The sequence below is a fragment of the Dactylosporangium thailandense genome (assembly GCF_059739745.1).
On record NZ_AP029195.1, the window covers coordinates 350,463 to 372,279 of the forward strand.

The window sequence follows — 21,817 nt, forward strand, 5'->3', positions numbered from 1 at the left end:
GGGCAAAAGGGTAACGCGGCACGCGAAACGGCCGATTGGGCTCCGGGGACCACCGGAGGGGGTCGAGTGCTGCTGCGGTCGTATGCCGCCGTCGGCGTGGTGCTGGGCGTCGTGTACTTCGTGACGCCCGACTCGCCCCTGCGCGCCCTGGTCTGGGCCGCCGCCGCGAGCTCGTCGGCCGTGGCCGTGCTGATCGGCATCGCCGTGCACCGGCCCGCCCGCCCGCTGCCGTGGTGGCTGACGGCCGCCGGCCTCGCGTGCTACAGCGTCGGCGACTGGCTGTTCTACTGGCCGCAGCTCGTCGAGGGCCGGGACGCGCCCGGGCCGGGCGTGGCGGACGTGTGCTACCTGGCGATGTACCCGTGCCTGGCCGGCGCCCTCGCGATCCTGGTGCGCCGCCAGAGCCCGGGCGGCGACCGGGCCGCCCTCATCGACGGCACCATCGTCACCGTCGGCGCCGCGCTGCTCACCTGGGCGTTCCTGATCGAGCCGTACCTCACCCGCCCCACGATCAGCCTGCCCGAACGGCTCGTGGCGATCTCCTACCCGTTCGGCGACGTGCTGGTGCTCGCCGTGATGGCCCGCCTCGGCGGCGCCCGGGGCACCACCCGCGCCACCCCGGTCCGGCTGCTCTTCGCCGGCCTCGCCTGCCTGCTCGCGGCCGACGCCGTCTACACCTGGCAGTCGCTGAGCGGGGACTTCCACGCCGGCACCTGGGTCGACGTCGGCTGGATGGGGTTCTACCTGTGCGTCGGGTGCGCCGCGCTCGACCCGCGGATGCGGACCGTCGACGAGCGCCTCCCGCCCGCCGCGCCCCGGCTCTCCAGCGGCCGCGTGGCCGTGCTGCTGGCCGTCGCCGCGCTGCTCATCCCGGTCGTCATCACCGTCAAGGCGGCCGCGTCGCGGGAGCTCGCGGTGTTCCTGACCGCGTCCTGCGTGCTGTTCGTGCTCGTCCTGGTCCGCCTCGCCGACGTGGTCAACGTGCTGCGCGAGGTGCAGCGCCAGCGGGCCGAGGGCCGCTTCCAGCGCCTCACCGAGCAGGTCACCGACCTGTTGTCGATCTGCCGGCCGGACGGGGTGATCCAGTACGTCACGCCGTCGATCGAGTCGCTGCTGGGCCTGCGCCCGGCCGACGTGCTCGGGCGGACGCTGGTCGAGCTGGTACACCCGGACGATCGCGAGCGCGTGGGGCTGCTGCTCGCGACCCGCCCCGCGAACGGGCATGTCGGCCCGGTCGAGTGCCGGCTGCGGCGCGCGGACGGCGGCTTCGTGCTGACCGAGACGATCGGGCGCTCGGTCGACGACGGGGACGGCAGCGGGTACCTCTTCACCACCCGCGACATCACCGAGCGCAAGGCCCTGGAGGAGCAGCTCACCCACCAGGCGTTCCACGACGGGCTCACCGGCCTGGCCAACCGGGCCCTGCTCGCCGACCGCATCCACCACGCGCTGGAGCGCCGGGGCACGCCGTACCGCCACATCGCCCTGCTCATCGTGGACCTCGACGACTTCAAGACGATCAACGACTCGCTCGGCCGCGCGGCCGGCGACGCGCTGCTGCGCACGACGGCGGACCGGCTGCGCTCGTGCCTGCGCTCGGCGGACACCGCGGCCCGGCTCGGCGGCGACGAGTTCGCGATGCTGCTCGAGCACCTCGACGACGCCGCCGAGGCCGCCCGGGTCGCCGAGCGCGTGCTGAGCGCGATGCGCCGCCCGATCAGCGTCGGCGGCCGCGAGATCCAGCCCCAGGCCAGCGTCGGCATCGCCCTGCCCGACCCGGACCGCCCGCCGGACGCCGACGAGCTGCTGCGCAACGCCGACGTCGCCATGCACATGGCCAAGCGCCAGGGCCGCAACCGCTTCGCGTACTACGCCCCGAGCATGCAGGCCGGGCTCCTGGAGCGCCTCGACCTCGCCGAGGACCTGCGCGGGGCCATCGAGCGACACGAGCTGCTGGTGTACTACCAGCCGTTCGTCGACCTCCGCGACGGCTCGATCATCGGCGCCGAGGCCCTGGTGCGCTGGCCGCACCCGCGCAAGGGGCTCATCCCGCCGGACCGGTTCATCCCGCCGGACCGCTTCATCCCGCCGGACCGGTTCATCCCGCTGGCCGAGGAGACCGGGCTCATCCTGCCGCTCGGCTACGAGGTGCTCGGCACCGCCTGCCGCACCGCCGCCGCCTGGCCGGCCGGCGGCGCCCGCCCGAAGATCAGCGTGAACCTCTCACCCCGCCAGGTGCAGGACCCCGCGGTGACCCTCTACGTCCAGCAGACCCTCCTGCACAGCGGCCTCGAGCCGGAGCAGCTCACGCTGGAGATCACCGAGTCGCTGCTGAGCGAGGACGCCGACGTGGCCGCGAGCCGCCTGGCCGAGCTCAAGGCGCTCGGGGTGCGGCTCGCGGTCGACGACTTCGGCACCGGGTACTCCTCGCTGTCCCGGCTCCACGCGTTCCCGATCGACATCCTGAAGATCCCGAAGCCGTTCGTCGACGGCGTGGCGCGCGGGCCCGAGCACTCGGCCCTGGCCCGCGCCATCCTCGACCTCGCCCAGGCGCTGGACCTGCAGGTCGTCGCCGAGGGCATCGAGGACGCGGCCCAGGCGCGCGAGCTCGCACGCCTGGGCTGCCCGATCGGCCAGGGCTTCCACTTCTCCCGCCCGGTGCCGGAGCGGGAGTTCGGGGAGCTGCTGGCCCGGGGCTCCTTCGCGCTCGCCGCGTCCTAAGCGGCGGTGCAGGTCACGGCCGGGGTGCCGCTGGTGCCGTTGCCGGTGAAGCCGAAGGTCGCCGTCGCGCTCGGGGCCAGGGCGCCGTTCCAGCTCGCGTTGGCCGCGGTGACCATTGCGCCGGACTGGGTGACGGTCGCGTTCCAGGCCTGGCTGATCGTCTCGCCGGAGCCGAATGTGAACCGGGTCGTCCAGCCCTTGATCGCCGCGGTGCCGGCGTTCTTCACCGTGACCTCGCCCTGGAACCCGCCGGGCCACTGGTTGGTGACCTTGTAGGTGGCGGTGCAGGTGGTGCCGGCCGGGGCGCTCGGACTCGGGGAGGCGCTCTGGCTCCTGCTCGGAGACGGACTCGTGGGGACGCCGCCGGTCAGGACCTTGGCGAGCGCCGGATACCAGCGGGCGGCCATCTTCTGGTTGCCGGCGTCGTTCGGGTGCACGCCGTCGCCGGTGTCGGTCGCGGTGTTGAAGCCGGTCCACTGGTCGACCACCGTGATCGGCGAGGCCGCCGTGGTCTTGCCGGCCGCCCAGCCCGGGATCGCCGCGTTGAGCGCCACCACCCGCTGCGCGCACTCCGGGCACGTCGACGGGTTCATCGGGATGATCTGCGCGACGAGGACGCGCATCGACGGGTTGGAGGCGCGCATCTGGTCGACGAGCTTCGAGTACGCCGCGAGGATCGTGTCGGTGCTGCGGTTGCTCCACACGTCGTTGGTCCCGAAGTGCATGAGGACCACGTCCGGGTGGGTCGCGTCGAGCCACCCGACGAGCTGGTTCTGGTCGGCGACCGCGGTCACGAGGGCGCCGCCGTGGCCCTCGCCGTCGCCGTCGTACGGCACCGAGCACCCCTGCGGCGCCTGCGTGCCGACGAAGTCGATGTTCGTGTAGCCGTTCGCCTGCAGCTGCTGCCACAGCAGCGCCCGCCAGCAGCCCGGCGAGCCCGTGATCGAGTCGCCCAGCGGCATGATCCGCACCGGCTGGACTGCCACTGGCGCGGCCGAGCTCGGCCACGCCAGCGCGACCGACGCGGCCAGCAGGGCCAGGACCGCCGTCACCGTAGACACCAAACGCCATCGCATGCCGCGGATTGAAGCAAGCGCTTCGATACAGCTCAATGGCTGTGTCGCCGGCGGTGCGGGGACCAGCGCGAGGGCGGTGAACCTTACACGGCTCCTCCTCCTGCGGCAGGAGGCCGTGGGGCCGGCGGCAGGAGTCGCGCCGCGGCCGGCTCCGGGATCGTCGGCGCCATGACCACGATCCTGCGCGAGGCCTGGCGCGGCAGCCGGGCCCTCACCGCGCTCGCCGCACTCATGACCCTGCTGCTCGCCGTCTGCCTCGCCGGTCTCGCCCTCGACGACCGGACCCTGCTCGGCCAGCCCGTCTGGCTCAAGCCCGCGAAGTTCGCCGTCTCCTTCGTCGTCTACGCCCTGACCCTCGCCTGGCTGCTCGACCGGCTCGTCCGCGGCCGCCGCGCCGCCCGGATCGCGGCCGCGGTCGTCGCCGCGATGTCGGTGCTGGAGGTCGGGATCATCGCCGGGCAGGCGGCCCGGGGCCGGTCCAGCCACTTCAACAGCACGACCCCGCTGGACGGCCTGCTGTGGAGCGGCATGGGCGCGATCATCCTGGTGCTGTGGCTGGGCACGCTGCTCATCGCGATCCTGCTCTGGCGCGACCCGCCCGCCGACCGGGCCGTGGCCTGGGCCGGGCGGCTCGGCCTCGTCCTGCTGCTGCTCGGGATGCCGCAGGGGCTGCTGATGCTGGTGCCGACGCGGGCCCAGCTGGACGCCGACGCGCGCGGCGCCGACACCCTGCTGGGCGCCCACGCCGTCGGCGTCCCCGACGGCGGCCCCGGCCTGCCGCTGCTCGGCTGGAGCACGACCGGCGGCGACCTGCGCGTCGGGCACTTCGTCGGTATCCACGCGCTGCAGGCCATGCTGCTCGTCGCGATGCTGCTCGGCCGCCTGGTCGCCGACCCGGCCCGCCGCACCCGCCTGACCGTCGTCCTCGCCGGCGCCTACGCGGGCCTGCTCGCGCTCGTCACCTGGCAGGCCCTGCGCGGGCAGCCGCTGCTCGCGCCGGACGCGGCGACCCTCACCGCGCTGGCCGTGCTCGTCGCGGCCACCGCGGCGGGCGCGGCCGCGGCACTAAGGTGAGCGGCATGGGCTGGGTCGAGCGGCTGTTCGCGGAGCGGTCGACCGTCCTGCGGCTCGCGCTCGTGACGCTGGCCGGGGCCGGCTACCTCACGGTGGCCGCCGACGGGCGCGCCATGTCCACAGTGGACCGGACGGTCGCGGTCCTGGCGCTGGCGCTCGGGTTTCTGAGCGTGCGCTGGCCGCTCGCCACGGTCGCGGCCCTGGCCCTGGTCTCCGGCGCCGGCTGGTTCGCGGGCGCCCACGACGACACCGTGCCCGCGGTCGGCACCGCGTGGGCCCTGTTCGAGCTGGCCGCCCGGCGCCGCGGCCGCCAGGTGCCGCTCGGCCTCGCCCTGGGCCTGGCCGGTTCGCTCGTCTCGGACCTGGACGAGCTGGTGACCGGCCCGGCGAACGTGGTCTTCGCCGGGCTGGCGGTGACCGGGGCGCCGGTGCTGATCGGGCTGTACGCGCGCGCCCTCGCCGACCTCAACGGGCAGGCCGCGGCCCGGGCCGCCGCGGAGCTGGACCGGGTGCGCGCCGACGAGCGCACGGCGATCGCCCGCGAGCTGCACGACCTCGTCGCGCACCACGTCGCCTCGATCGTGCTGCGGGTCGGGGTGGCGCGCACCGTGCTGCCGCTCGGCGACCCGCGCGTGCGCCAGGTGCTCGACGACGTGCACGCCACCGGCTCCGGCGCCCTCGCGGACCTGCGCCGGCTCGTCGCCGTGCTCCGCGAGCCCGGCACCGCGCCGACCGCGGCCCTGGTCGAGCCGGCCGCGCTGCCCGTCGCGCTCGACGCCGCCGTGGACCGGGGGCGGCAGGTCGGGCTCACCGTCGAGGCCGGCATCGACCCGGACGTGACCCGCCTCGACGCCCGCACCGCGCTCGCGGTGCTGCGGCTGACCCAGGAGGGCCTCGCGAACGCCGCCCGGCACGCGGGGCCGGGCGCGCTCGCGGCGCTGACGATCCGGCTGAGCGGCGACCGCCTCGCGTTCGACCTGCGCTCCCACGGGGGCGGCGGCGCCGGGCGGGAAAGCGGCGCCGGGCGGGACGGTGCCGGGGCCGGCGGCGTCGGGCTGGCCGGGCTCCGGGAGCGGGTCGAGGTGCTCGGCGGCGAGCTGTCGGCGGGGCCGGAGGGGGACGGGTGGCGGCTTTCCGCGTGGGTACCGGCGAAGGAGACGACGTGATCCGGGTGCTGCTCGTCGACGACCAGCGGCTGGTCCGCGCCGGGCTGCGCATGCTGTGCGAGTCCGTGGACGACCTCGACGTGGTGGGGGAGGCCGCCGACGGCGCCGCCGCGGTCCGGCTCGCCGAGCAGCTGCGCCCCGACGTCGTGCTCATGGACCTGCGCATGCCCGGGGTCGACGGCACCATCGCGACCGCGCGCATCCTCGCCGCGCGGCCCTCGGTCCGCATCGTGGTGCTCACCACGTTCGACGACGACGACCACCTCTACCCGGCCCTCGCCGCCGGCGCGTGCGGGTTCCTCGTCAAGGACGCGACGCCGCAGGAGCTGCTCGACGGCGTCCGGCGGGCCGCGGCCGGTGACAGCCCGTTCACCCCGGCCGTGCTGCGGCGCCTGGTCGCCCGGGCGGTGCTCGCCGAGCGGGCGCCCGCCGCCCCGGCCGCGCCGGCGCCGAACCTGACCGCCCGCGAGGTCGAGGTGCTCGCGCTCGTCGGCGCGGGCCTGTCCAACCCGGAGGTCGCGGCCCGACTGGGGCTCGGCGTGACCACGGTGAAGACGCACGTCGCGAACCTGATGACCAAGACCGGGAGCGCCAACCGGGTGCAGCTGGCGGTCTACGCGGCCGGCCGGTGACGGCTCAGACGCCGCCGAGGACCGCGGCGAGGTCCGCCGGGCGGCTGAACATCGGCCAGTGCCCGGTCGGCAGCTCGCGTACCCGGTAGTCGCGCCGGTCGAGGCCGGCGAAGAACGGGTGGCCGTCCGCGATCATCCGCTCCACGTTCGCGCGCGTGAAGGTGCTCACGACCAGGTCGGTCGGGGGCTGCTGCGGGTGGCGGAGGCGCAGCTTCCCGGCGACGGTGGCGCAGGGGTGCGGCGTGCACCGCCCGCGGATCTGTGCGGCCCGGCCCTCCAGCCCCGCGAACAGCACCGGGTCGTCGGCCGGGTCGAACGAGGGCGGCGGCACGTCGGCATCGGGCACGCCCGCGGAGAAGTCGGCCTGCGCGGTGCCGTCCGGGACCGGCCCGCTGTCGACGTACGCGACCCGCGTCACCCGGCTTCCGAGCCGCTCGACCGCGCCGCGCACCGGCAGGCCGCCGTAGCTGTGCCCGACGAGCACGACCGCCGGGGCGTCGCCGGCCGCCGCGACGACGTCCTCGATGTGCGACTCGAGGGTCGCCGGCTCGCCCGCGCGCTCGGCCAGCCCGCCCAGCGTCACCGCGGTCACGTCGTGCCCGGCCGCGCGCAGGGGCTCCGCGACCTCGTCCCACGCCCACGCGCCGAGCCACATGCCGGGAACCAGTACGAAGTTCGTCATGCCGCCGACGCTACGATCGAATCAGGGCAGATTCGGCCCTGATGCCGCGGTCCTGTTTCGGAGGGTGACCCGTGTCACAGTCGACCGGCCGGGTGCTCGCGCTGCTCGAGGTGCTGCAGGCCCAGCCGGGGCTGACCGGCCCGCAGCTCGCCGAGCGGCTCGGCCTCGACGAGCGCACCGTGCGCCGCTACGCGGCCGCGCTCGCCGGCCTCGGCCTGCCCGTGCGAGCCGGCCGCGGCCGCTACGGCGGCTACCGCCTGGCCCCCGGCTATCGGCTGCCCCCGCTCATGCTCGGCGACGACGAGGCCGTCGCGGTCGTGCTGGGCCTGCTGGCGGCGGAGAACCTGGGCATCGCCCCCGCCGCACGCGCGTCGGCCCTGGCCAAGATCGAGCGGGTGCTCCCGCCCGCGCTGCGCGAGCGGGTCCAGGCGGTGCGCGAGACCCTCGGCTTCACACGCCCGCCCCGCCCCGCCGGCCTCTTCGACGTCCGCCACCTGCTGTCCCTGGGCGAAGCGGCCCGCGACCACCGGCGCGTCGAGCTCACCTACCGCTCGTGGCGCGGCGAGGACTCGACACGCGCCTTCGACCCCTACGGCGTCGTCTTCCACGCGGGCCGGTGGTACACGAGCGGCTTCGACCACCGCCGCGGCGAGATCCGCACCCTGCGGCTGGACCGCATCGGCTCGCTGTCGGTGCGCGAGGAACGCTTCGAGGCCCCGGATTCGTTCGACGCCGCGGGGCACGTGGCCGGGGCGCTCGCGGCGGTGCCGTACCGCCACGAGGTCGAGGTCCTCCTGCACGCCCCCGAGGCCGAGGTCCGCCGCCGGGTGCCCGCCACCGCCGGCACGGTGACCGCGACCCCCTCGGGCGCGCGGCTGGTCTGCCGGGCCGAGCGCCTGGACGGCATGGCGGTGATGCTGGCCGGGCTGGGCTGGGACTTCACGGTGGTGCGGCCGGACGAGCTACGCACGGAAGTCGCACGGCTCGGGCGGCGCCTGATCGCCCTGTCCGGCCCCGCACCCGCCGAGGCGCCAGAGCCGTAGAGCATGGCTCGGGCCCGTCGTGGATGCGGACCGCCGCTCCCGCCAGACACCGCTCGGCGCTGGCGCGCCGTCGCTGCCAGGTCCGCGGGTGGGCCCGCTGATCTGTGTCACTCCCACGGCTGCGCAACCCTCCGCCACCGGTGTTCGCGGCCCATTCGCGCCACGGCGCCGGCTCGGCGTGCTGGTGCCGCGCACGGTCGCCGCCGCCCGCACGACCGGCCCAGCGCGCCCGTCCCAGGCTCGACGACGATGGCGCCCCGACCGTGAGCATCCTTTGCCGCAGCGCACCACGCGCTCCGCGTATCCGACGACCCCGAGACGGCATTCTCTGACCGCGCTCGCTCATGCCGCGAGCCGATCGCTGCTGGTGGGCAGAGTCGAGCCGGCTTGGTTGAGGGCGTGGGAGAGCCGGGTCGTCCCAGGTGGCGTAGCTGGTGTCCCGGCATCGCGCGCTCGGCGACAGCGGCTTCGCGTTTCGGGGCAGCCGCTAGGGTTGCGGTGGCTTCGGCCCGGCCCGGGCGGGCCGCCGGGGGCGGAGGGTGCGGTGAAGACGCGAGCCAAAGACCACGGGGAGCCGTTCGCGGACGATCCGTGGAACGAGATCGTCGGCGGTCTGTGGATGGGCGGTCACCACCACCTCGACGCCGGGGTCGTGGTGCCGGCCGTTGTCGGCAGCGAGTTCGACCTGGTGGTCAGCCTGCACGAACGTGACGGGCACGGCCCGGACCCCGGCGTGGAGCACCGCGTCGTTGACGTTCCGGACCAGCCCTTGCGCGCCGATCAGCTCGAGGCGGTGCGCCGCGTGGCCGAGCTGACCGCGGACGCCGTGCGCGCCGACCGTCGCGTGCTCGTGCGGTGCCACCGCGGCTACAACCGCTCAGGACTCGTCATCGCCCACGCGCTGGTGCTGCTCGGCCACCAGCCTGACGACGCCATCGACATGATCAGACGCCGCCGGTCCACCCGAGCCTTGAACAACGCGACGTTCGTCGACTACATCCGCACCGGCCTCGACGTTGCGTGCCTGCTGACCGGCCTCGAACCGCCGCACTGATCCGTCTCGCCGCCGGGAACCTCCATCGGCCTACCCGGTCACACGGAGGCGAAAGCTGAACATGGTGATCGTGTCTACGCTCAGGGAGCACTGCTGCCGGTGCCGGGCAGGTCGAGGGAGGCGAGCCGGCTGAGGACACCGACGACGTGGGTCAAGTCGTGCCATACGACGATCGGATCGTCCTCTGCCGGATCCAGCATGGCTCGCATGGAGAGGACGTCGTCGCTCAACTGATCCGCGGTCGTGGCGGTATTCGGCGCTTGCCGCTGCATGGGGCCGTGCGGGCCGAGGTGCCGATGGCCACGGCGTCCTTGCGCCGGGGGTCGACGTGGAGTTCCATGATCGCGTGGTCGACGACGGGACGAGGGTCCAGCTTGTGCTTCCTGGCATGCCCTCGACGGAGGGCCGGCCTGGTATCGAACTGTCGCTGTGGTCGCCGCCCGGCGAGCGCCGGCTGGACCCGGGCGAACTCGACGCGGTGTATGGCGAGGTCATGGAATCGACAGGTCCGCTCTTCGTCTGGGACAAGTCGGGCGTGGAGGTACTGATCGTGGCCGTCGGCGACGACTATTCGTACATCTCGATGCTGTACGGCGAGCGCTGGTACGAGCTCGAGGAGACCGACGGCGAGGAGGATGACGCGGAGGTGGAGATTGTGCTGTGTGGCACGGCGGGACCGATGCCGAAGGCCTTGCTGGCGCCGCGCGAACGCGGGCTTGAAGTCCTGCGGCGGGCGGCCGACTTCCCGCGGCTGCGGGCGGTCTACAGCTGGCGGGAGTGAGGTGCGCCTGCGTAGCCACCAACGCACGCTCATGGCCGCGATCCGCGGGTCCGCTGCCACGCGGGAAGGGGGAGCCGGTGGCAGAGGTTGCGGTGCCGGTGGGCTTCATCTGGTCCGGCGCAACCAGCCGCGGACCTGGCAGCGACGGCGCGCCAGCGCCGAGCGGTGCCTGGCGGGAGCGACGGTCCGCACCACGACGAACCCGAGCCATGCCCTACCGCTCAGTGCAGGATCCCGGCCTCGGGAAGGCTGGGCAGCAGCGCCGCGCCGACCAGTGGGGCCTCCTCGCCCAGTTCGGCCGGGAGGACCGTGACCCGCTGGTAGGTCAGGAGCTCGGCCAGGGACTCGCGCAGCGGCGGCCAGAGCGCGGGGCGCCGCAGGGCGATCGCGCCGCCCAGGGCCACCGCCTCCAGGCCGGCGTTCAGGGCGAAGTTCGCCACACCCAGGGCGAGTGACGAGGCGTACGAGCGCCAGAAGCGCTCGTCGTCGACGTCCTCCAGGGGGCGGCCGAGGCGGCGGTGCAGGGCGCTGCCGCCCGTCAGGGTCTGCAGGCAGCCGATCTGGCCGCAGTCGCACGGGCGCTCGTTGCCCGCGATGAGCTGGTGGCCCGCCTCCGTCGTCAGGTGTACCGTCCCCAGGCGCAGGGCCGCGCCCACCCCGGTCGACAGGGTCAGGTAGCCGCAGCGCTCGAAGCCGCGCAGGGCGCCCGCCGCGCACTCGCCCAGCAGGCCGCACGTCGCGTCGTGGGCCACCCGGACGGGCACGCCGAGCGCGTCGGACAGGTCGGCGGCCAGCGGGCGGCCCTCGTAGCCGCGCAGGTTCAGCGCCACCCGCACGGCGCCCGCCGGGGTGACGCGGCCGCCGAAGGACACGCCGATCGCCGACGTGCCCGCGGGCACGGCCGCGATCAGGGCGCGCAGCTGGCGGCCGTAGTCCGGCTCGCTCGGGAACCTCGTCAGGGTGGCGCCGGACCGGACCCGGGTCCAGGTTCCGCCGATATCGATCGCGGTCACAGAAATCGACACGGTTCATTGTAGAAGTGTGTCGATACGTGTGCGAATCTGGTTGGTGGTTCACCCCACCGCCATGGAGGACCGCACATGAAGTCTCGCCTCGCTCTGCTCGCCGCGCTCAGTCTCGTCGTCGCGCAGCTCGTCGCGGCCGGGCCCGCGGCCGCGGCCACCACCGTCACGATCAACGGCACCGCCGCCGGGCGCACGTTCGACGGCGTCGGCGCGATCTCCGGGGGTGGCGGGAACAGCCGGCTGCTCTACGACTACCCGGAGCCCCAGCGTACCCAGATCCTCGACTACCTGTTCAAGCCCGGCTACGGCGCCGCCATGCAGATGATGAAGGTCGAGGTCGGCGGCGACACCAACTCGACCAGCGGCGCCGAGCCCAGCCACCAGCACGCCGCGGGCGACCTCAACTGCAACCGCGGCTACGAGTGGTGGATGGCCGAGCAGGCCCGGGCCAGAAACCCGCAGATCAAGCTGTACGCCCTCGCCTGGGGCGCCCCCGGCTGGATCGGCAACGGCAACTTCTGGTCGGACGACATGATCAACTACTACCTCGCCTTCCTGGACTGCGCGAAGAACAGCCACGGCCTCACGTTCGACTACCTCGGGGGCTGGAACGAGCGCGGCTACAACAAGAGCTGGTACGAGCGGCTCAAGGCGGCCCTCAACAGCCACGGCTACGGCAACGTGCAGGTGGTCGCCGACGACACCAGCTTCGACCCGGCCAACGACGTGGTCGCCGACCCGGCGTTCGCGGCCGCCGTGGACGTGCTCGGCTCGCACTACGTCTGCGGCTACCGCGGGGCCCAGACGAACTGCCCCAGCAGTACCAACGCGATCAACAGCGGCAAGAAGGTCTGGGCGAGCGAGAACGGCTCCGACGACTACAACCTGGGCGCCGTCGCGCTCGCCCGCGGCATCAACCGCGGCTACCTCGACGGGAAGATGACCGCGTACCTCAACTGGCCGGTCATCGCCGCGATCACGCCGAACATCCCGTTCCCGACGATGGGCGTCGCCCTGGCCGCGCAGCCGTGGTCGGGCAACTACTCGATCGGCAAGAACACCTGGGTGATGGCGCACACCACGCAGTTCACCGCCCCGGGCTGGCGCTACCTCGACTCGGCGTCGGGCTACCTGGGCGGCAACCGGGCCAACGGGTCGTACGTCACCCTGCGCGACCCGGGCAGCGGCAACTACAGCGTGGTCATCGAGACGCTGGACGCCACCGCCGCGCAGCCGTTCACCGCCACCGTCACCGGCGGGCTGTCCACCGGCGCGGTGCACGTGTGGTCCTCGCTGCTGAGCAGCACCAGCAACGCCGACTACTTCGCGCACACCGCCGACGTGACGCCGTCCAACGGGTCGTACACGGTCACGCTGCAGCCCGGGCGCGTCTACACCCTGAGCACGACGACCGGCCAGGGCAAGGGCACCGCGACGTCCCCGGCCGCGGGCACCCTCGCGCTGCCGTACACCGACGACTTCAACGGTTACGCGATCGGGCGCGAGGCGAAGTACCTGGCCGACATGCAGGGCGCGTTCGAGATCGCCCAGTGCGGCGGGACGAAGTGCGTGCGGCAGATGTCGCCCCAGGCCCCGATCACCTGGGACGACCTCAGCGACCCGTACGCGCTGCTCGGCGACCTCGGCTGGAGCAACTACAAGGTGTCCGCCGACGTGCTGCTGGAGCAGGCCGGCTACGCCGAGGTGATCGGCCGGGCCGGGCTCCAGCACGCCTTCGGGCCGGCTGGCCTCAACGCGTACTACCTCCGCCTGACCAACACCGGCGCCTGGACCCTGCTGCGCAACGACGTCAACAACGCCGCCACGGTGCTGCGCAGCGGAACGGTCGCCGCACCCGGGACCGGCACCTGGCACAACGTCGCGCTGACGTTCTCGGGCAGCAACCTCACCGCCCAGATCGACGGGGCCACGGTGGCCACGCTGAGCGACTCGGTGTGGAGCACCGGCCAGGTCGGCATCGGCACCAGCCAGGGCGAGACCGCCCAGTTCGACAACCTGTCGGTGACCGCCGTCGCCGGGCCGCCCCCGCCGGTCAGCGGGCCGCTCACGAGCGCCCAGTCCGGCCGCTGCCTCGACGTGCCCGGCCAGTCGCAGACCAACGGCACCCAGGTCGAGATCTGGGACTGCAACGGCGGAGCCAACCAGCAGTGGACGCAGCTGTCGAACGGGGCGCTGCGGGTGTACTCGAACAAGTGCCTCGACGTGCTGAACAACGCGACGGCGGCCGGCTCGCCGGTGGCCATCTGGGACTGCAACGGCGGGGCGAACCAGCAGTGGACCGTCCGCGCCGACGGCACCATCGCCGGGGTGCAGTCCGGGCTCTGCCTCGACGTGACCGGCCAGGGCACCGCGAACGGCACCCTGGTCGAGATCTGGACGTGCAACGGCGGGGCCAACCAGCGCTGGGCCCGCTAGAGAACGGTGTTCGCAGTTTAGAGTGACGGGGGTGGGGGAGAGCCAGTCGATATTCCAGCGCCCGCAGCGGGGCACCCGCGGGCCGGCGCCGGGGCACAGCCGCGAGGAGATCGTCGCGGTGGCGGTCGCGCTCGCCGACGCCGACGGCCTCGCGGCCGTGTCGATGCGCGCGGTCGCCGCGCAGCTGGGCACCGGCGCGGGCTCGCTCTACCGGTACCTCTCCTCCCGCGACGACCTGCTCGAGCTCATGGCCGACGCGGTGATCGGCGGCCTCCAGCCGTTCCCGGAGGCCGCCGACCCGATCGACGCGCTGGTGCTGCTCGCCCGCCGCCAGCTGGCCGTCTACCAGCGGCACACGTGGCTGATCGAGGCGGTGCAGCAGGCCAAGGGCTTCGGCCCCAACGGCCTGGCGTACCTCGACCACTGCCTCGGCGTCCTGGCGCCCGTGCGGTGCCCGACGACCGCGAAGTTCGAGGCGGTCGCGATGATCACCGGCGTGGTGTCGCTGTTCGCGCGGCCGCAGCCGCAGGGGCTCTCGTTCGCGGCGATCGACCTCTCGCGGTACTCGAACCTGGCCGCGGCGATCACCGAGGCGTCCTCCGGGGCGCAGCCGGCCCCGGAGGACGTGCCGGACCTGTTCGAGCGGACGGTGCGCAGCCTGCTGGCCGGGCTCCTGACGCGCTAGCGGCGGGCCCACTTCTGGGCGCCGGTGCCGTTGCACTGGTAGAGCTGCACCAGAGTGCCGTTGGCGGTGCCGCTCGAGGTCACGTCGACGCACTTGCCCGAGCCGGCCCCGACCACGGTGCCGTCGGTGTTGAACGTGAACTTCTGCGCGGTCGTGCCGTTGCAGTCCCAGAGCTGGACCTTGGTGCCGTTGGCGGTGCCGTTGCCGTTGATGTCGAGGCACTTGCCGCCGAAGAGCCGCAGCTCGTTCGCGGCGGTGCGGGTCCACGACTGGTTGGTGCCGCCGTGGCAGTCCCAGATGATGATCTGGGTGCCGTTGGCGGTGCCGGCCCCGCTGGCGTCGAGGCAGCGCCCGGACTGCGGGTTCGTCACGGCGGCCGCGGTGCCGACCGGGGGCACGCCGCCGCCCTGGAGGCTGGCGGGGACCGACTGCAGCGCGGAGTACCACCGCGCCCCCATCTTGTCGTAGCCGCCCGCGTTCGGGTGCACGCCGTCGGCGAGGTCGGCGGTCGTGATCGCCGAGTGCATGTCGACCAGGTGGGTGTGCGCGCCCTTCTGCGCCACGATGCCGGGCAGGGCGGCGTTGTACGCCTGCACGCGCGACTCGAGGGTCGCGTCGCTCTCCGGGGTGATCTGGGCGACGAACAGCTCGACGCCGGGATCGTTGGCCCGGATCTTGTCGATCAGCGCCGACAGCCGCGCGGGCGCGTTGGCGACGTCGTAGTTCTGGTTCATGTCGTTGGTGCCGATGTGCAGCAGGATCGTGCGCGGGGCGTAGGCCTGCAGCCAGCCGACGATGTTGGCGTCGATCTGGTCGATGCGCCAGCCGGAGCGCCCCTCGTGGTCGTGGTCGCCGAGGCTCGCCGGCCCGTTGGACCCGGAGCCGACGAAGTCCGCGGTGTACCCGCCGCCGGCGAGGCGCTGCCAGAGGTTGATGCGGTAGCCGCCGGGCACGTTGTAGCCGTCGGTGATCGAGTCGCCGAGCGGCATGATCTTCACGCCGCCGTTGGACTCGGCCCGGGCCGCGGTCGCGGTCAGGCCGAGGGTGGCCGCGACCATGGCGGTGGCGAGGCCGATCGAGGTGAGCAGTCGTCGCATGCCGTGTCTCCTCCAGACGGGAGATGGCCTGCACGCCGCCCTGGCGGAGGCGACGTGCAGGGGTCTGCGGATCGATTCTTGGCAATGTCACAGGTTCCGTCGACGGTTGCCGGCCAAGTGCGCGGCGAGCGCCCCGGGTGCTGCGCCGAGCGGTCGCCGAACAGTGATCAACGCGGCTTTTCGGGCTCCGGAGCAGCGCCGGGCCGCCGGGCGGCGCACAATCCACCGGTGGGGAACACGCTGACGATCGACTGTGGCGGCGGCGGCCTGAAGGCGGCCGTGGTCGACGACTCCGACGCGCTGGTCGGCGGGCCGATCCGCATCGCGACGCCGTACCCGTTCCCGCCCGACCGCTTCGTCCGCGCCATGCTGGACATCGAGGGCCAGCTCCCGCCCGCGGACCGGGTCACGGTCGGCCTGCCGGGCATGATCCGCCACGGCCGCGTGGTGGCCACCCCGCACTACGTCAACCGCGCCGGCCCGCACACCCCGGTCGACCCCGGGCTCTTCGCGGCCTGGACCGGCTACGACGCCCGGGCCGCGCTCAACCGCGCCTTCGGCCGCCCCGTGCTCGTGCTCAACGACGCCGAGGTGCACGGCGCCGCCCTGGTCGTCGGCACCGGCCTGGAGCTGGTCATCACGCTCGGCACGGGCCTCGGCAACGCCCTGTTCGACGACGGCGTGCTCGCCCCCCACCTGGAGCTCTCGCACGGCCCGATCCGGCGCAAGAAGACCTACGACACGTACATCGGCGAGATCCAGCGCCGCGAGCTGGGCAACGAGCGCTGGTCCCGGCGGGTGCGCCGGGTCGTCGACGGGCTGCGGCCGGTGTTCCGCTGGGACCGGCTCTACATCGGCGGGGGCAACGCGGCCCTGATCGACGCCGAGTCGGTGGGCCGCATGGGCTCGGACGTGACGATCGTGCCGAACACCGCGGGGGTCCTCGGCGGGGCGCGGGCCTGGAAGCTGATCGGCGTCTGAGGTTTTGCAGAGCATGGCTCGGGTCCGCGGGGGTGCGGACCGTCGCTCCCGCCAGACACCGCTCGGCGCTGCGCGCCTTCGCTGCCAGGCCCGGGGGCGGTTGCGCTTGCCCAGTTGTGTGAGCCCGTCGGCGCTGGGATGGCCTTGACTGCGATCTGGGCGGTAGCACGCCGGCCGCACCGGACTCCTGGCGCGACGGCCGGATCAACCGCTCCGGTCAGCGCCGCGTAAGAAGGGCTGCAGAGCCCAGTACTGAGCGGCGGGGGCCGGCACCGAGCCGACGGCGAGGACCCACTCGTCGCCGAGCGTGCCGATGACGAGGTCGCTGTTGCCGAATCGCAGCACGAGACCGGCGCAGACCGCGTCGCCGTCGTGCCCGACGATCACGGCGCCGTCGGTGAGCAGGGCCCCGATGAACCCGGACAGTACGTCCGGAGGTTGTGCCGGACCGACCCTGGTCTCTCCGCACTCGTCCATGTCGTAGGAACGGTATGGGTCCTCCTTCGCGAGCAGGAGTTGATCGCCGCGGCCGTGCAGACCGACCGGCACCGCGCGCTCGAAGAACAGCCAAGCGTGCAGCAGACTCCCGGCGTCCGGCTCACGTCGTCCCTGGTACCAGTGCCGGGCCTCCGTCACGGCCTCGAGCCGTCGGCCGAACATGTCCTTCAGCCACGACGCGGCCATCCCGGGATCGCTGAAGCCCGCGTACGGCGCCCTGTGCTCAACGCGCAGCGCCTGCCACACGGCGCGGGCAGTGGCCTCGTAGACATCGCCTGTGCTGGTGTCGGCCTCAGTGATGACCACGCCGGTCACGGTCACCTTCGCCGCCGCGGGGAGGCCGCGCAGAGCCCACCGAGCGCCCAGCTCGGCTTCCCGCTGGTGTTCGTCGGCGGCGATGGCGGTCACCTCGACCTCGGACCGGCTCGATGCCGCCACCTCGACAGTGACCTGAGCGAATCGCGAGGAGCGACTCGTCTGCCGCAGCAGACGGAAGGTCGTCATGATTCGGATGGTTCCAGGCGGGTTCCGCCCTCGACATGTTGGGCCCAGACAAACCGACAGGGCCGGCGCCCGCCGGAAGACCAAGGTTGGTCGCACTGGGTGGCGTTACACCCCGCCTGCCACCCGCGGCCCATCACCGACCGGCGGCCGGCCTCGTCAGGGCGAAGTCATCGTGCTGACCAACCGCCGTCGGAGGCTATGGTCTGGCCGCTGATCCAGTCCGCCTCGTCGCTGAGGAGCCAGGCGACCAGGCGAGCCGTGTCCGCCGGCGTGCTCCAACGTCCTCCGGGGCTGATCCGGCTCACCTCGGCCCGCAGGTGGTCGTCGGCGTATCCGGTGTCGTTCGGTCCGGGGTCGACGCAGTTGACGGTGATGCCGCGGGGCATCAGATGCGTGGCGAGGCTGCGGGTGAGCTCGTGCAGCGCCGCCTTGGAGGCGATGTAGGGAAGCTCCGCGGGCATCGCCCCGTGGTACTGCCCCGAGGTCATCCACAGCACCCGCCCGCCCGGCCGGGTATCGTCGTGCTGGGCGGCGAAGGCCTTGACCATGAGCAGCACCGCGCGGGTGTTGACGGCGTAGCTGAGATCAAGTTCGCCGGCGGTCAGCTCCTCCAGCGTCTGCATACTGCTGCGAGCATGGTTCGCCACCAGGCCATCGACATGGCCGAACGCGTCGCGGGCGGCGCCGACCAAAGCCGCCGGAGCATCGGCAACGGCGAGGTCGGCCGAAAGATGCTCGACCCGGCCGCCGGCCGCACGAAGCTCGTCCATGAGGACTTCGGGGCCGTCCGGATCCGCGCCCCATGACTGCTCGGCATCGTGGGGCGCCCACGAGTGCAGGAACACCGCGGCCCCATCGGCGACGAGCCGGCGAGCAATGGCTGCCCCGATCGCGACCCGGCGGCTCGCACCGGTCACGATCACAACCCGGTCTTGCAACGAAGGCGACGACACCGCACCATGATCGCCGCCAGGGCCGCCGGGGGCTACATCGCGTAGTTGATCTGTGGTCACGACCGGGCGGGGCGTTGATGCGGCAGATCCGGACACCCATCTTGGTCCTGCGGGTCAGTACGCTCGCTCCTCCACGCGCAGCGCGCCGTCGCGCAGGTACGCCGTCCAGGTGTGCGACTTGTCGAGCCAGGTCGGGTTCGCGTGGTCAGCGGCGGCCAGCCACGCGCAAGCACGCAGAAGCCCGCCTCCGGTGGTGAGCGCGGCCCCGGCCTCGGCGCGGACTCCGCTGGGAACGGCATAGAGCTTGAGGTCGCAACGTGGGCGGTCGGGCGTTCCTCGTGCGAGGAAGTAGGTGCTGCCGATATCCGAGTATCGGACAGCTTGCAGCAGCACGATGTCAGGTTGATGGTCGCCGTACAGGGTGAAGTCCAGCGCGAGCAGGCGCACGCCTGCCGCCCGTAGTGACGCTTCTACGATCGACCGCCCGACCGGATAGGACAAGCCGGACCGCAGCACATTGCGGTGGTAGCGCTCCCACGGTTCCTCCGGCATCTGCGCAACTGTACGGACATCCCCGTCGTCATCGGCTCGTCGCGACCGTCTGGCGGGAGCGGCGGTCCGCACCATGACGGGACCGAGTCATGCTCTACCGTCGGCACCGTAACCTCCGCCACCGGCTCCCTTGCCGGCCGCGCGGGACGTTCAGGCGTCGCTCGGCCCGGGTGTCCAGCCGTCGCGCTGCGCCCAGGCATCGGCGTTGCGGATGACCTCCCACACGAACGAGTCCTTGGCCTCGACGTAGCCCTGCCGGTCGTGGCGCAACAGTGCCGCACATCGGCGCTTCTCATCGGCGTACTCGGCGGCCACCGGGGGATGAGACCGCAGATAGTCGCGGAAGAGCAGCGGGAACTGCTGGGAGAAGCTGCCGAGCTGACGGACGTGGACATGCGTCCGCCGATGTCCCGGCGGTTCCCTGAAGTAGCGCTTCGTCCGTTCGGGATTGTCGGCCCGGTAGATGTAGCCGAGCCGTTCCAGCGGGTCCCGGAAGCGCTCGAGCGGCTCGAGCGATCGGACGGACACCTGGATGTCGATGACCGGCTTGGCGGCCAGGCCGGGCACCGCGGTCGAGCCGATATGGTCGATACGGACCGCAACGTCGCCGAGCGCGCCGCGAAGCGTGGCTCCCAGGCCGGCAAAGGCCGCCACCCAGCCGTGGTCGTAGTCGACGATCTCCACCGGACTCGACACTCCGTCATGATGCCACGCACGTGGGCCCGAGCCGGCGCCGATATCGCCTGGCGAGGCCTATGTGGTGTTATAGCCGTACAAATCGGACGAACAGGACTATCGTCGTAGTGTGCTCACGCTCAGTGACTCCGAACTGGTCCTCGACACCGCCCGCGGGCCGGTCGCGGCGCTGCACATGCCGCCGCCCGCCGAGGCGGACCGTAACGCGGCCGTCGTGCTGTGCGCCGGGGTGGTCGGGTCCAAGGAGGACTTCGTGCCCGTGCTGCCGGCGCTCGCCGCCGCCGGGTACCACGCCTACGCCTACGACTACCACGGCCACTACGCCCGGCTCGACGGCGAGTCGCCCGAGGCGCACACCATCGCCAGGCACGCCGAGGACCTGGTGGCCGTGCTCGCGAGCGCGGGGCGGCCCGTGCACCTCGTCGGGCACTCCTACGGCGGGTTCGTCGCCCGCGCCGCCGCGCTCGCCCGGCCCGACCTGCTGCTCTCCGTCACGCTCATCGGGGCCGGGCCGGGGATGGACGGGTTCCGGCACCGCAAGCTGCTCTCCGGCTTCGACAAGACCCTCGCGCTGCAGGGTGCGGCCGTCATGTGGCCCGTCGTGCGGCGGCTGGTGCCCGAGCGGGACGTCGACCGGCGGGAGTTCTGGCGCCGCCGGCTCGACGGGATGCGCCTGGCCTTCCTGCACGGGGCGCTGCGCTCGCTCACCGCCGAGGCCGACCGCGGCGCCGACCTGCGCGCCACGCGGCTGCCGGTGCTGCTCATGCACGGGTACCGCGACCAGCGCCTCTGGTCCACCCAGGACTTCGCCGGCTACGCCCAGCGGCTCGGGGCCGAGCTCGAGATCATCCCGGACGCGTCGCACAGCCCCAACCTGGAGCAGCCCGGGCGCACGGTCGCGGCGCTGCTGCGGTTCTGGGCCGGGGCCGAGCGCCGCCACGGCGAGCGGCTCTTCCTCGACCTGGTCCGGCCGCGGGCGCTCGCCGACCCGTACGCGCACTACCGCACCCTGCGCGAGCGCACCCCCGTGCTGCGCATCGACCTGCCCGGCAAGGCCGCCGCGGTGGTGCTCAGCCGGCACGCCGACGTGGCCCGGCTGCTGCAGGAGCCGATCTTCGCCAGCCCCGGCGAGGACCCGGCCCGGCTCACCCCCAACTGGCGCGACGTGCGGCTCATCCGCTGCCTCTACCAGTCGTTCGGCTGGCGCGAGGGCACCGTGCACAGCGAGCTGCGCGCGGCCCTGGCCCGCCGGCTCGTCCCGCGCCGCGCCGAGGAGCTGCGCGGGCACACGATCGACACCGCCGAGGCCTGCCTGGACCGGCTGGGGGAGCGGCTCGCGGACGGCGGGACGGTCAACCTCGCCGAGGCGCTCGCGGTGCCGTTCGCCTCGCTCGTCACCGGGCGGCTGCTGGACATCCCCGACGCGGACGCGCTGCGGCTGGGGGAGGCGGCCCGGGTCGCGTCGGCGGCGTTCGAGCCGTTCATGACGCCCCGGCAGCGCACCGGGATGGCCGCGGCCGGCGACGAGATCATCGACGCGCTCGAGGCGCTCGCGGCCGAGCGGGAGACCGGGCTGCTGGCGATGGTGCGGGGGCTGCGGCCCGACCTCGGCGAGCAGTACCTCGGCGACCTGGTCCTGCTCTTCGGGGCCGGCTACGACTCGCCGGCGAGCCTGGTGTCCCTCGGGGCGCGGCTGCTGCTGTCGTACCCCGACGAGGCCGCCCTGGTCCGCGGCGGCGACGAGGCCCAGGCCGAGCGGGCCGTCGAGGAGATCCTGCGCTACGAGCCGCCGGTGCAGGTGGCGGTGCGCATCGCCATGGCGCCCGCCCGCTTCGGCGACGTCGAGGTGGCGCCCGGCATGGCGGTGCTCGGGCTCGTCGGGGCGGCGAACCGGGATCCGGCGTACGTCGGCAAGCCCGACCGCTTCGACGTGCTGCGCAAGCCCGGCCGCGCGTCGCTGAGCTTCGGCGCCGGCCGGCACTTCTGCCCGGGCGCGGCGCTGGCCCGGCTGCACGCCCAGGTGCTCTTCCCGCGCCTGCTGCGCCGGTTCCCCGCGCTGCGCATCGCCGGGCCGGTCCGCTACCGGGCGCCCGGCACCATGCTGCGCGGCATCGAGGACCTGCCGGTGACGTTGTCGGCGCCCGAACGACCGGAGGACTGA

19 protein-coding genes are annotated in these 21,817 nt (G+C 73.5%); 11 read left to right on the top strand and 8 right to left on the bottom strand.

Features of this window, described 5'->3' with window-relative positions; genetic code table 11:
* The first annotated feature begins 66 nt into the window (after positions 1 to 66).
* Positions 67 to 2,721: a putative bifunctional diguanylate cyclase/phosphodiesterase gene (locus AC6JBM_RS01465; RefSeq protein WP_497981796.1), complete on the top strand. Its 2,655-nt coding sequence runs from the start codon at positions 67 to 69 to the stop codon at positions 2,719 to 2,721.
* Here AC6JBM_RS01465 and AC6JBM_RS01470 read toward each other — a convergent pair.
* On the bottom strand, positions 2,718 to 3,773 hold the full coding sequence (locus AC6JBM_RS01470) for a cellulose binding domain-containing protein (RefSeq protein ID WP_497981797.1): 1,056 nt from the start codon (positions 3,771 to 3,773) through the stop codon (positions 2,718 to 2,720). The two genes, AC6JBM_RS01465 and AC6JBM_RS01470, sit on opposite strands and share 4 nt — an antisense overlap.
* A 192-nt stretch (positions 3,774 to 3,965) precedes the next feature.
* On the opposite strand from AC6JBM_RS01470, the gene AC6JBM_RS01475 reads away from it, so the two are divergent.
* From AC6JBM_RS01475 to AC6JBM_RS01485, 3 genes are read left to right on the top strand one after another with little or no spacing between them, the layout of a single operon-like run.
* Positions 3,966 to 4,871 carry a hypothetical protein gene (locus tag AC6JBM_RS01475; RefSeq protein ID WP_497981798.1) on the top strand — a complete coding sequence of 302 codons (906 nt, stop codon included), beginning with the start codon at positions 3,966 to 3,968 and terminating at the stop codon, positions 4,869 to 4,871.
* Positions 4,872 to 4,876: 5 nt separating this feature from the next.
* On the top strand, positions 4,877 to 6,037 hold the full coding sequence (locus AC6JBM_RS01480; RefSeq protein WP_497981799.1) for a sensor histidine kinase: 1,161 nt from the start codon (positions 4,877 to 4,879) through the stop codon (positions 6,035 to 6,037).
* Positions 6,034 to 6,669, top strand: coding sequence for a response regulator (locus AC6JBM_RS01485; protein ID WP_497981800.1), 636 nt, complete (start codon positions 6,034 to 6,036; stop codon positions 6,667 to 6,669). Before AC6JBM_RS01480 ends, AC6JBM_RS01485 begins: the two co-directional genes overlap by 4 nt.
* A gap of 4 nt (positions 6,670 to 6,673) precedes the next feature.
* Here AC6JBM_RS01485 and AC6JBM_RS01490 read toward each other — a convergent pair whose 3' ends face one another.
* Entirely contained in the window at positions 6,674 to 7,351 is a 678-nt protein-coding gene (locus AC6JBM_RS01490) for an alpha/beta fold hydrolase (RefSeq protein ID WP_497981801.1), read from the bottom strand.
* A 71-nt stretch (positions 7,352 to 7,422) separates the two neighbouring features.
* Here AC6JBM_RS01490 and AC6JBM_RS01495 point away from each other — a divergent pair, with 71 nt between their 5' ends.
* From AC6JBM_RS01495 to AC6JBM_RS01505, 3 genes are all read left to right on the top strand, one after another.
* Positions 7,423 to 8,394 (top strand): helix-turn-helix transcriptional regulator, encoded by a 972-nt coding sequence (locus tag AC6JBM_RS01495; RefSeq protein ID WP_497981802.1) that lies wholly within the window; start codon positions 7,423 to 7,425, stop codon positions 8,392 to 8,394.
* A 544-nt stretch (positions 8,395 to 8,938) separates the two neighbouring features.
* Positions 8,939 to 9,448: a protein-tyrosine phosphatase family protein gene (locus AC6JBM_RS01500; protein ID WP_497981803.1), complete on the top strand. Its 510-nt coding sequence runs from the start codon at positions 8,939 to 8,941 to the stop codon at positions 9,446 to 9,448.
* A gap of 388 nt (positions 9,449 to 9,836) precedes the next feature.
* Entirely contained in the window at positions 9,837 to 10,229 is a 393-nt protein-coding gene (locus AC6JBM_RS01505; RefSeq protein ID WP_497981804.1) for a hypothetical protein, read from the top strand.
* 221 nt (positions 10,230 to 10,450) lie between these two features.
* Here the strand turns inward: AC6JBM_RS01505 and AC6JBM_RS01510 are convergent, their stop codons facing one another.
* On the bottom strand, positions 10,451 to 11,242 hold the full coding sequence (locus AC6JBM_RS01510) for an ROK family protein (protein ID WP_497981805.1): 792 nt from the start codon (positions 11,240 to 11,242) through the stop codon (positions 10,451 to 10,453).
* Positions 11,243 to 11,329: 87 nt separating this feature from the next.
* Between AC6JBM_RS01510 and AC6JBM_RS01515 the strand changes: the two genes are divergently transcribed.
* Together AC6JBM_RS01515 and AC6JBM_RS01520 are read left to right on the top strand one after the other, a co-directional pair.
* Positions 11,330 to 13,690: an RICIN domain-containing protein gene (locus AC6JBM_RS01515; RefSeq protein ID WP_497981806.1), complete on the top strand. Its 2,361-nt coding sequence runs from the start codon at positions 11,330 to 11,332 to the stop codon at positions 13,688 to 13,690.
* A 31-nt stretch (positions 13,691 to 13,721) separates the two neighbouring features.
* Positions 13,722 to 14,375 (top strand): TetR/AcrR family transcriptional regulator, encoded by a 654-nt coding sequence (locus AC6JBM_RS01520; protein WP_497981807.1) that lies wholly within the window; start codon positions 13,722 to 13,724, stop codon positions 14,373 to 14,375.
* Here AC6JBM_RS01520 and AC6JBM_RS01525 read toward each other — a convergent pair.
* The gene (locus AC6JBM_RS01525; protein ID WP_497981808.1) at positions 14,372 to 15,472 is read right to left on the bottom strand and encodes an RICIN domain-containing protein; all 1,101 of its coding nucleotides are present in this window, start codon (positions 15,470 to 15,472) and stop codon (positions 14,372 to 14,374) included. The two genes, AC6JBM_RS01520 and AC6JBM_RS01525, sit on opposite strands and share 4 nt — an antisense overlap.
* Before the next feature lie 228 nt (positions 15,473 to 15,700).
* On the opposite strand from AC6JBM_RS01525, the gene AC6JBM_RS01530 reads away from it, so the two are divergent.
* A complete protein-coding gene (locus tag AC6JBM_RS01530) occupies positions 15,701 to 16,453 on the top strand; it encodes an ROK family protein (RefSeq protein WP_497981809.1) in 753 nt (250 codons plus the stop codon).
* Positions 16,454 to 16,657: 204 nt separating this feature from the next.
* On the opposite strand, the gene AC6JBM_RS01535 is transcribed toward AC6JBM_RS01530, so the two are convergent.
* The 4 genes from AC6JBM_RS01535 to AC6JBM_RS01550 form a co-directional block, all read right to left on the bottom strand.
* A complete protein-coding gene (locus AC6JBM_RS01535; RefSeq protein ID WP_497981810.1) occupies positions 16,658 to 17,455 on the bottom strand; it encodes a hypothetical protein in 798 nt (265 codons plus the stop codon).
* A 167-nt stretch (positions 17,456 to 17,622) separates the two neighbouring features.
* Entirely contained in the window at positions 17,623 to 18,408 is a 786-nt protein-coding gene (locus AC6JBM_RS01540; RefSeq protein WP_497981811.1) for an SDR family oxidoreductase, read from the bottom strand.
* 114 nt (positions 18,409 to 18,522) lie between these two features.
* Positions 18,523 to 18,960 carry a hypothetical protein gene (locus AC6JBM_RS01545; RefSeq protein WP_497981812.1) on the bottom strand — a complete coding sequence of 146 codons (438 nt, stop codon included), beginning with the start codon at positions 18,958 to 18,960 and terminating at the stop codon, positions 18,523 to 18,525.
* Positions 18,961 to 19,110: 150 nt separating this feature from the next.
* Positions 19,111 to 19,644 carry a GrpB family protein gene (locus AC6JBM_RS01550; protein WP_497981813.1) on the bottom strand — a complete coding sequence of 178 codons (534 nt, stop codon included), beginning with the start codon at positions 19,642 to 19,644 and terminating at the stop codon, positions 19,111 to 19,113.
* A 121-nt stretch (positions 19,645 to 19,765) separates the two neighbouring features.
* Between AC6JBM_RS01550 and AC6JBM_RS01555 the strand changes: the two genes are divergently transcribed.
* Positions 19,766 to 21,817 carry an alpha/beta fold hydrolase gene (locus AC6JBM_RS01555; RefSeq protein WP_497981814.1) on the top strand — a complete coding sequence of 684 codons (2,052 nt, stop codon included), beginning with the start codon at positions 19,766 to 19,768 and terminating at the stop codon, positions 21,815 to 21,817.

What these genes read in the sequence shown, in the direction of transcription:
- AC6JBM_RS01475 (WP_497981798.1), top strand. Translation starts at nt 3,966, where the DNA reads ATGACCACGATCCTGCGCGAGGCCTGGCGCGGCAGCCGGGCCCTCACC.
- AC6JBM_RS01515 (WP_497981806.1), top strand. Translation starts at nt 11,330, where the DNA reads ATGAAGTCTCGCCTCGCTCTGCTCGCCGCGCTCAGTCTCGTCGTCGCG.
- AC6JBM_RS01525 (WP_497981808.1), bottom strand. Translation starts at nt 15,472, where the DNA reads ATGCGACGACTGCTCACCTCGATCGGCCTCGCCACCGCCATGGTCGCG.
- AC6JBM_RS01505 (WP_497981804.1), top strand. Translation starts at nt 9,837, where the DNA reads ATGCCCTCGACGGAGGGCCGGCCTGGTATCGAACTGTCGCTGTGGTCG.
- AC6JBM_RS01545 (WP_497981812.1), bottom strand. Translation starts at nt 18,960, where the DNA reads ATGCCGGAGGAACCGTGGGAGCGCTACCACCGCAATGTGCTGCGGTCC.
- AC6JBM_RS01480 (WP_497981799.1), top strand. Translation starts at nt 4,877, where the DNA reads ATGGGCTGGGTCGAGCGGCTGTTCGCGGAGCGGTCGACCGTCCTGCGG.
- AC6JBM_RS01535 (WP_497981810.1), bottom strand. Translation starts at nt 17,455, where the DNA reads ATGACGACCTTCCGTCTGCTGCGGCAGACGAGTCGCTCCTCGCGATTC.
- AC6JBM_RS01490 (WP_497981801.1), bottom strand. Translation starts at nt 7,351, where the DNA reads ATGACGAACTTCGTACTGGTTCCCGGCATGTGGCTCGGCGCGTGGGCG.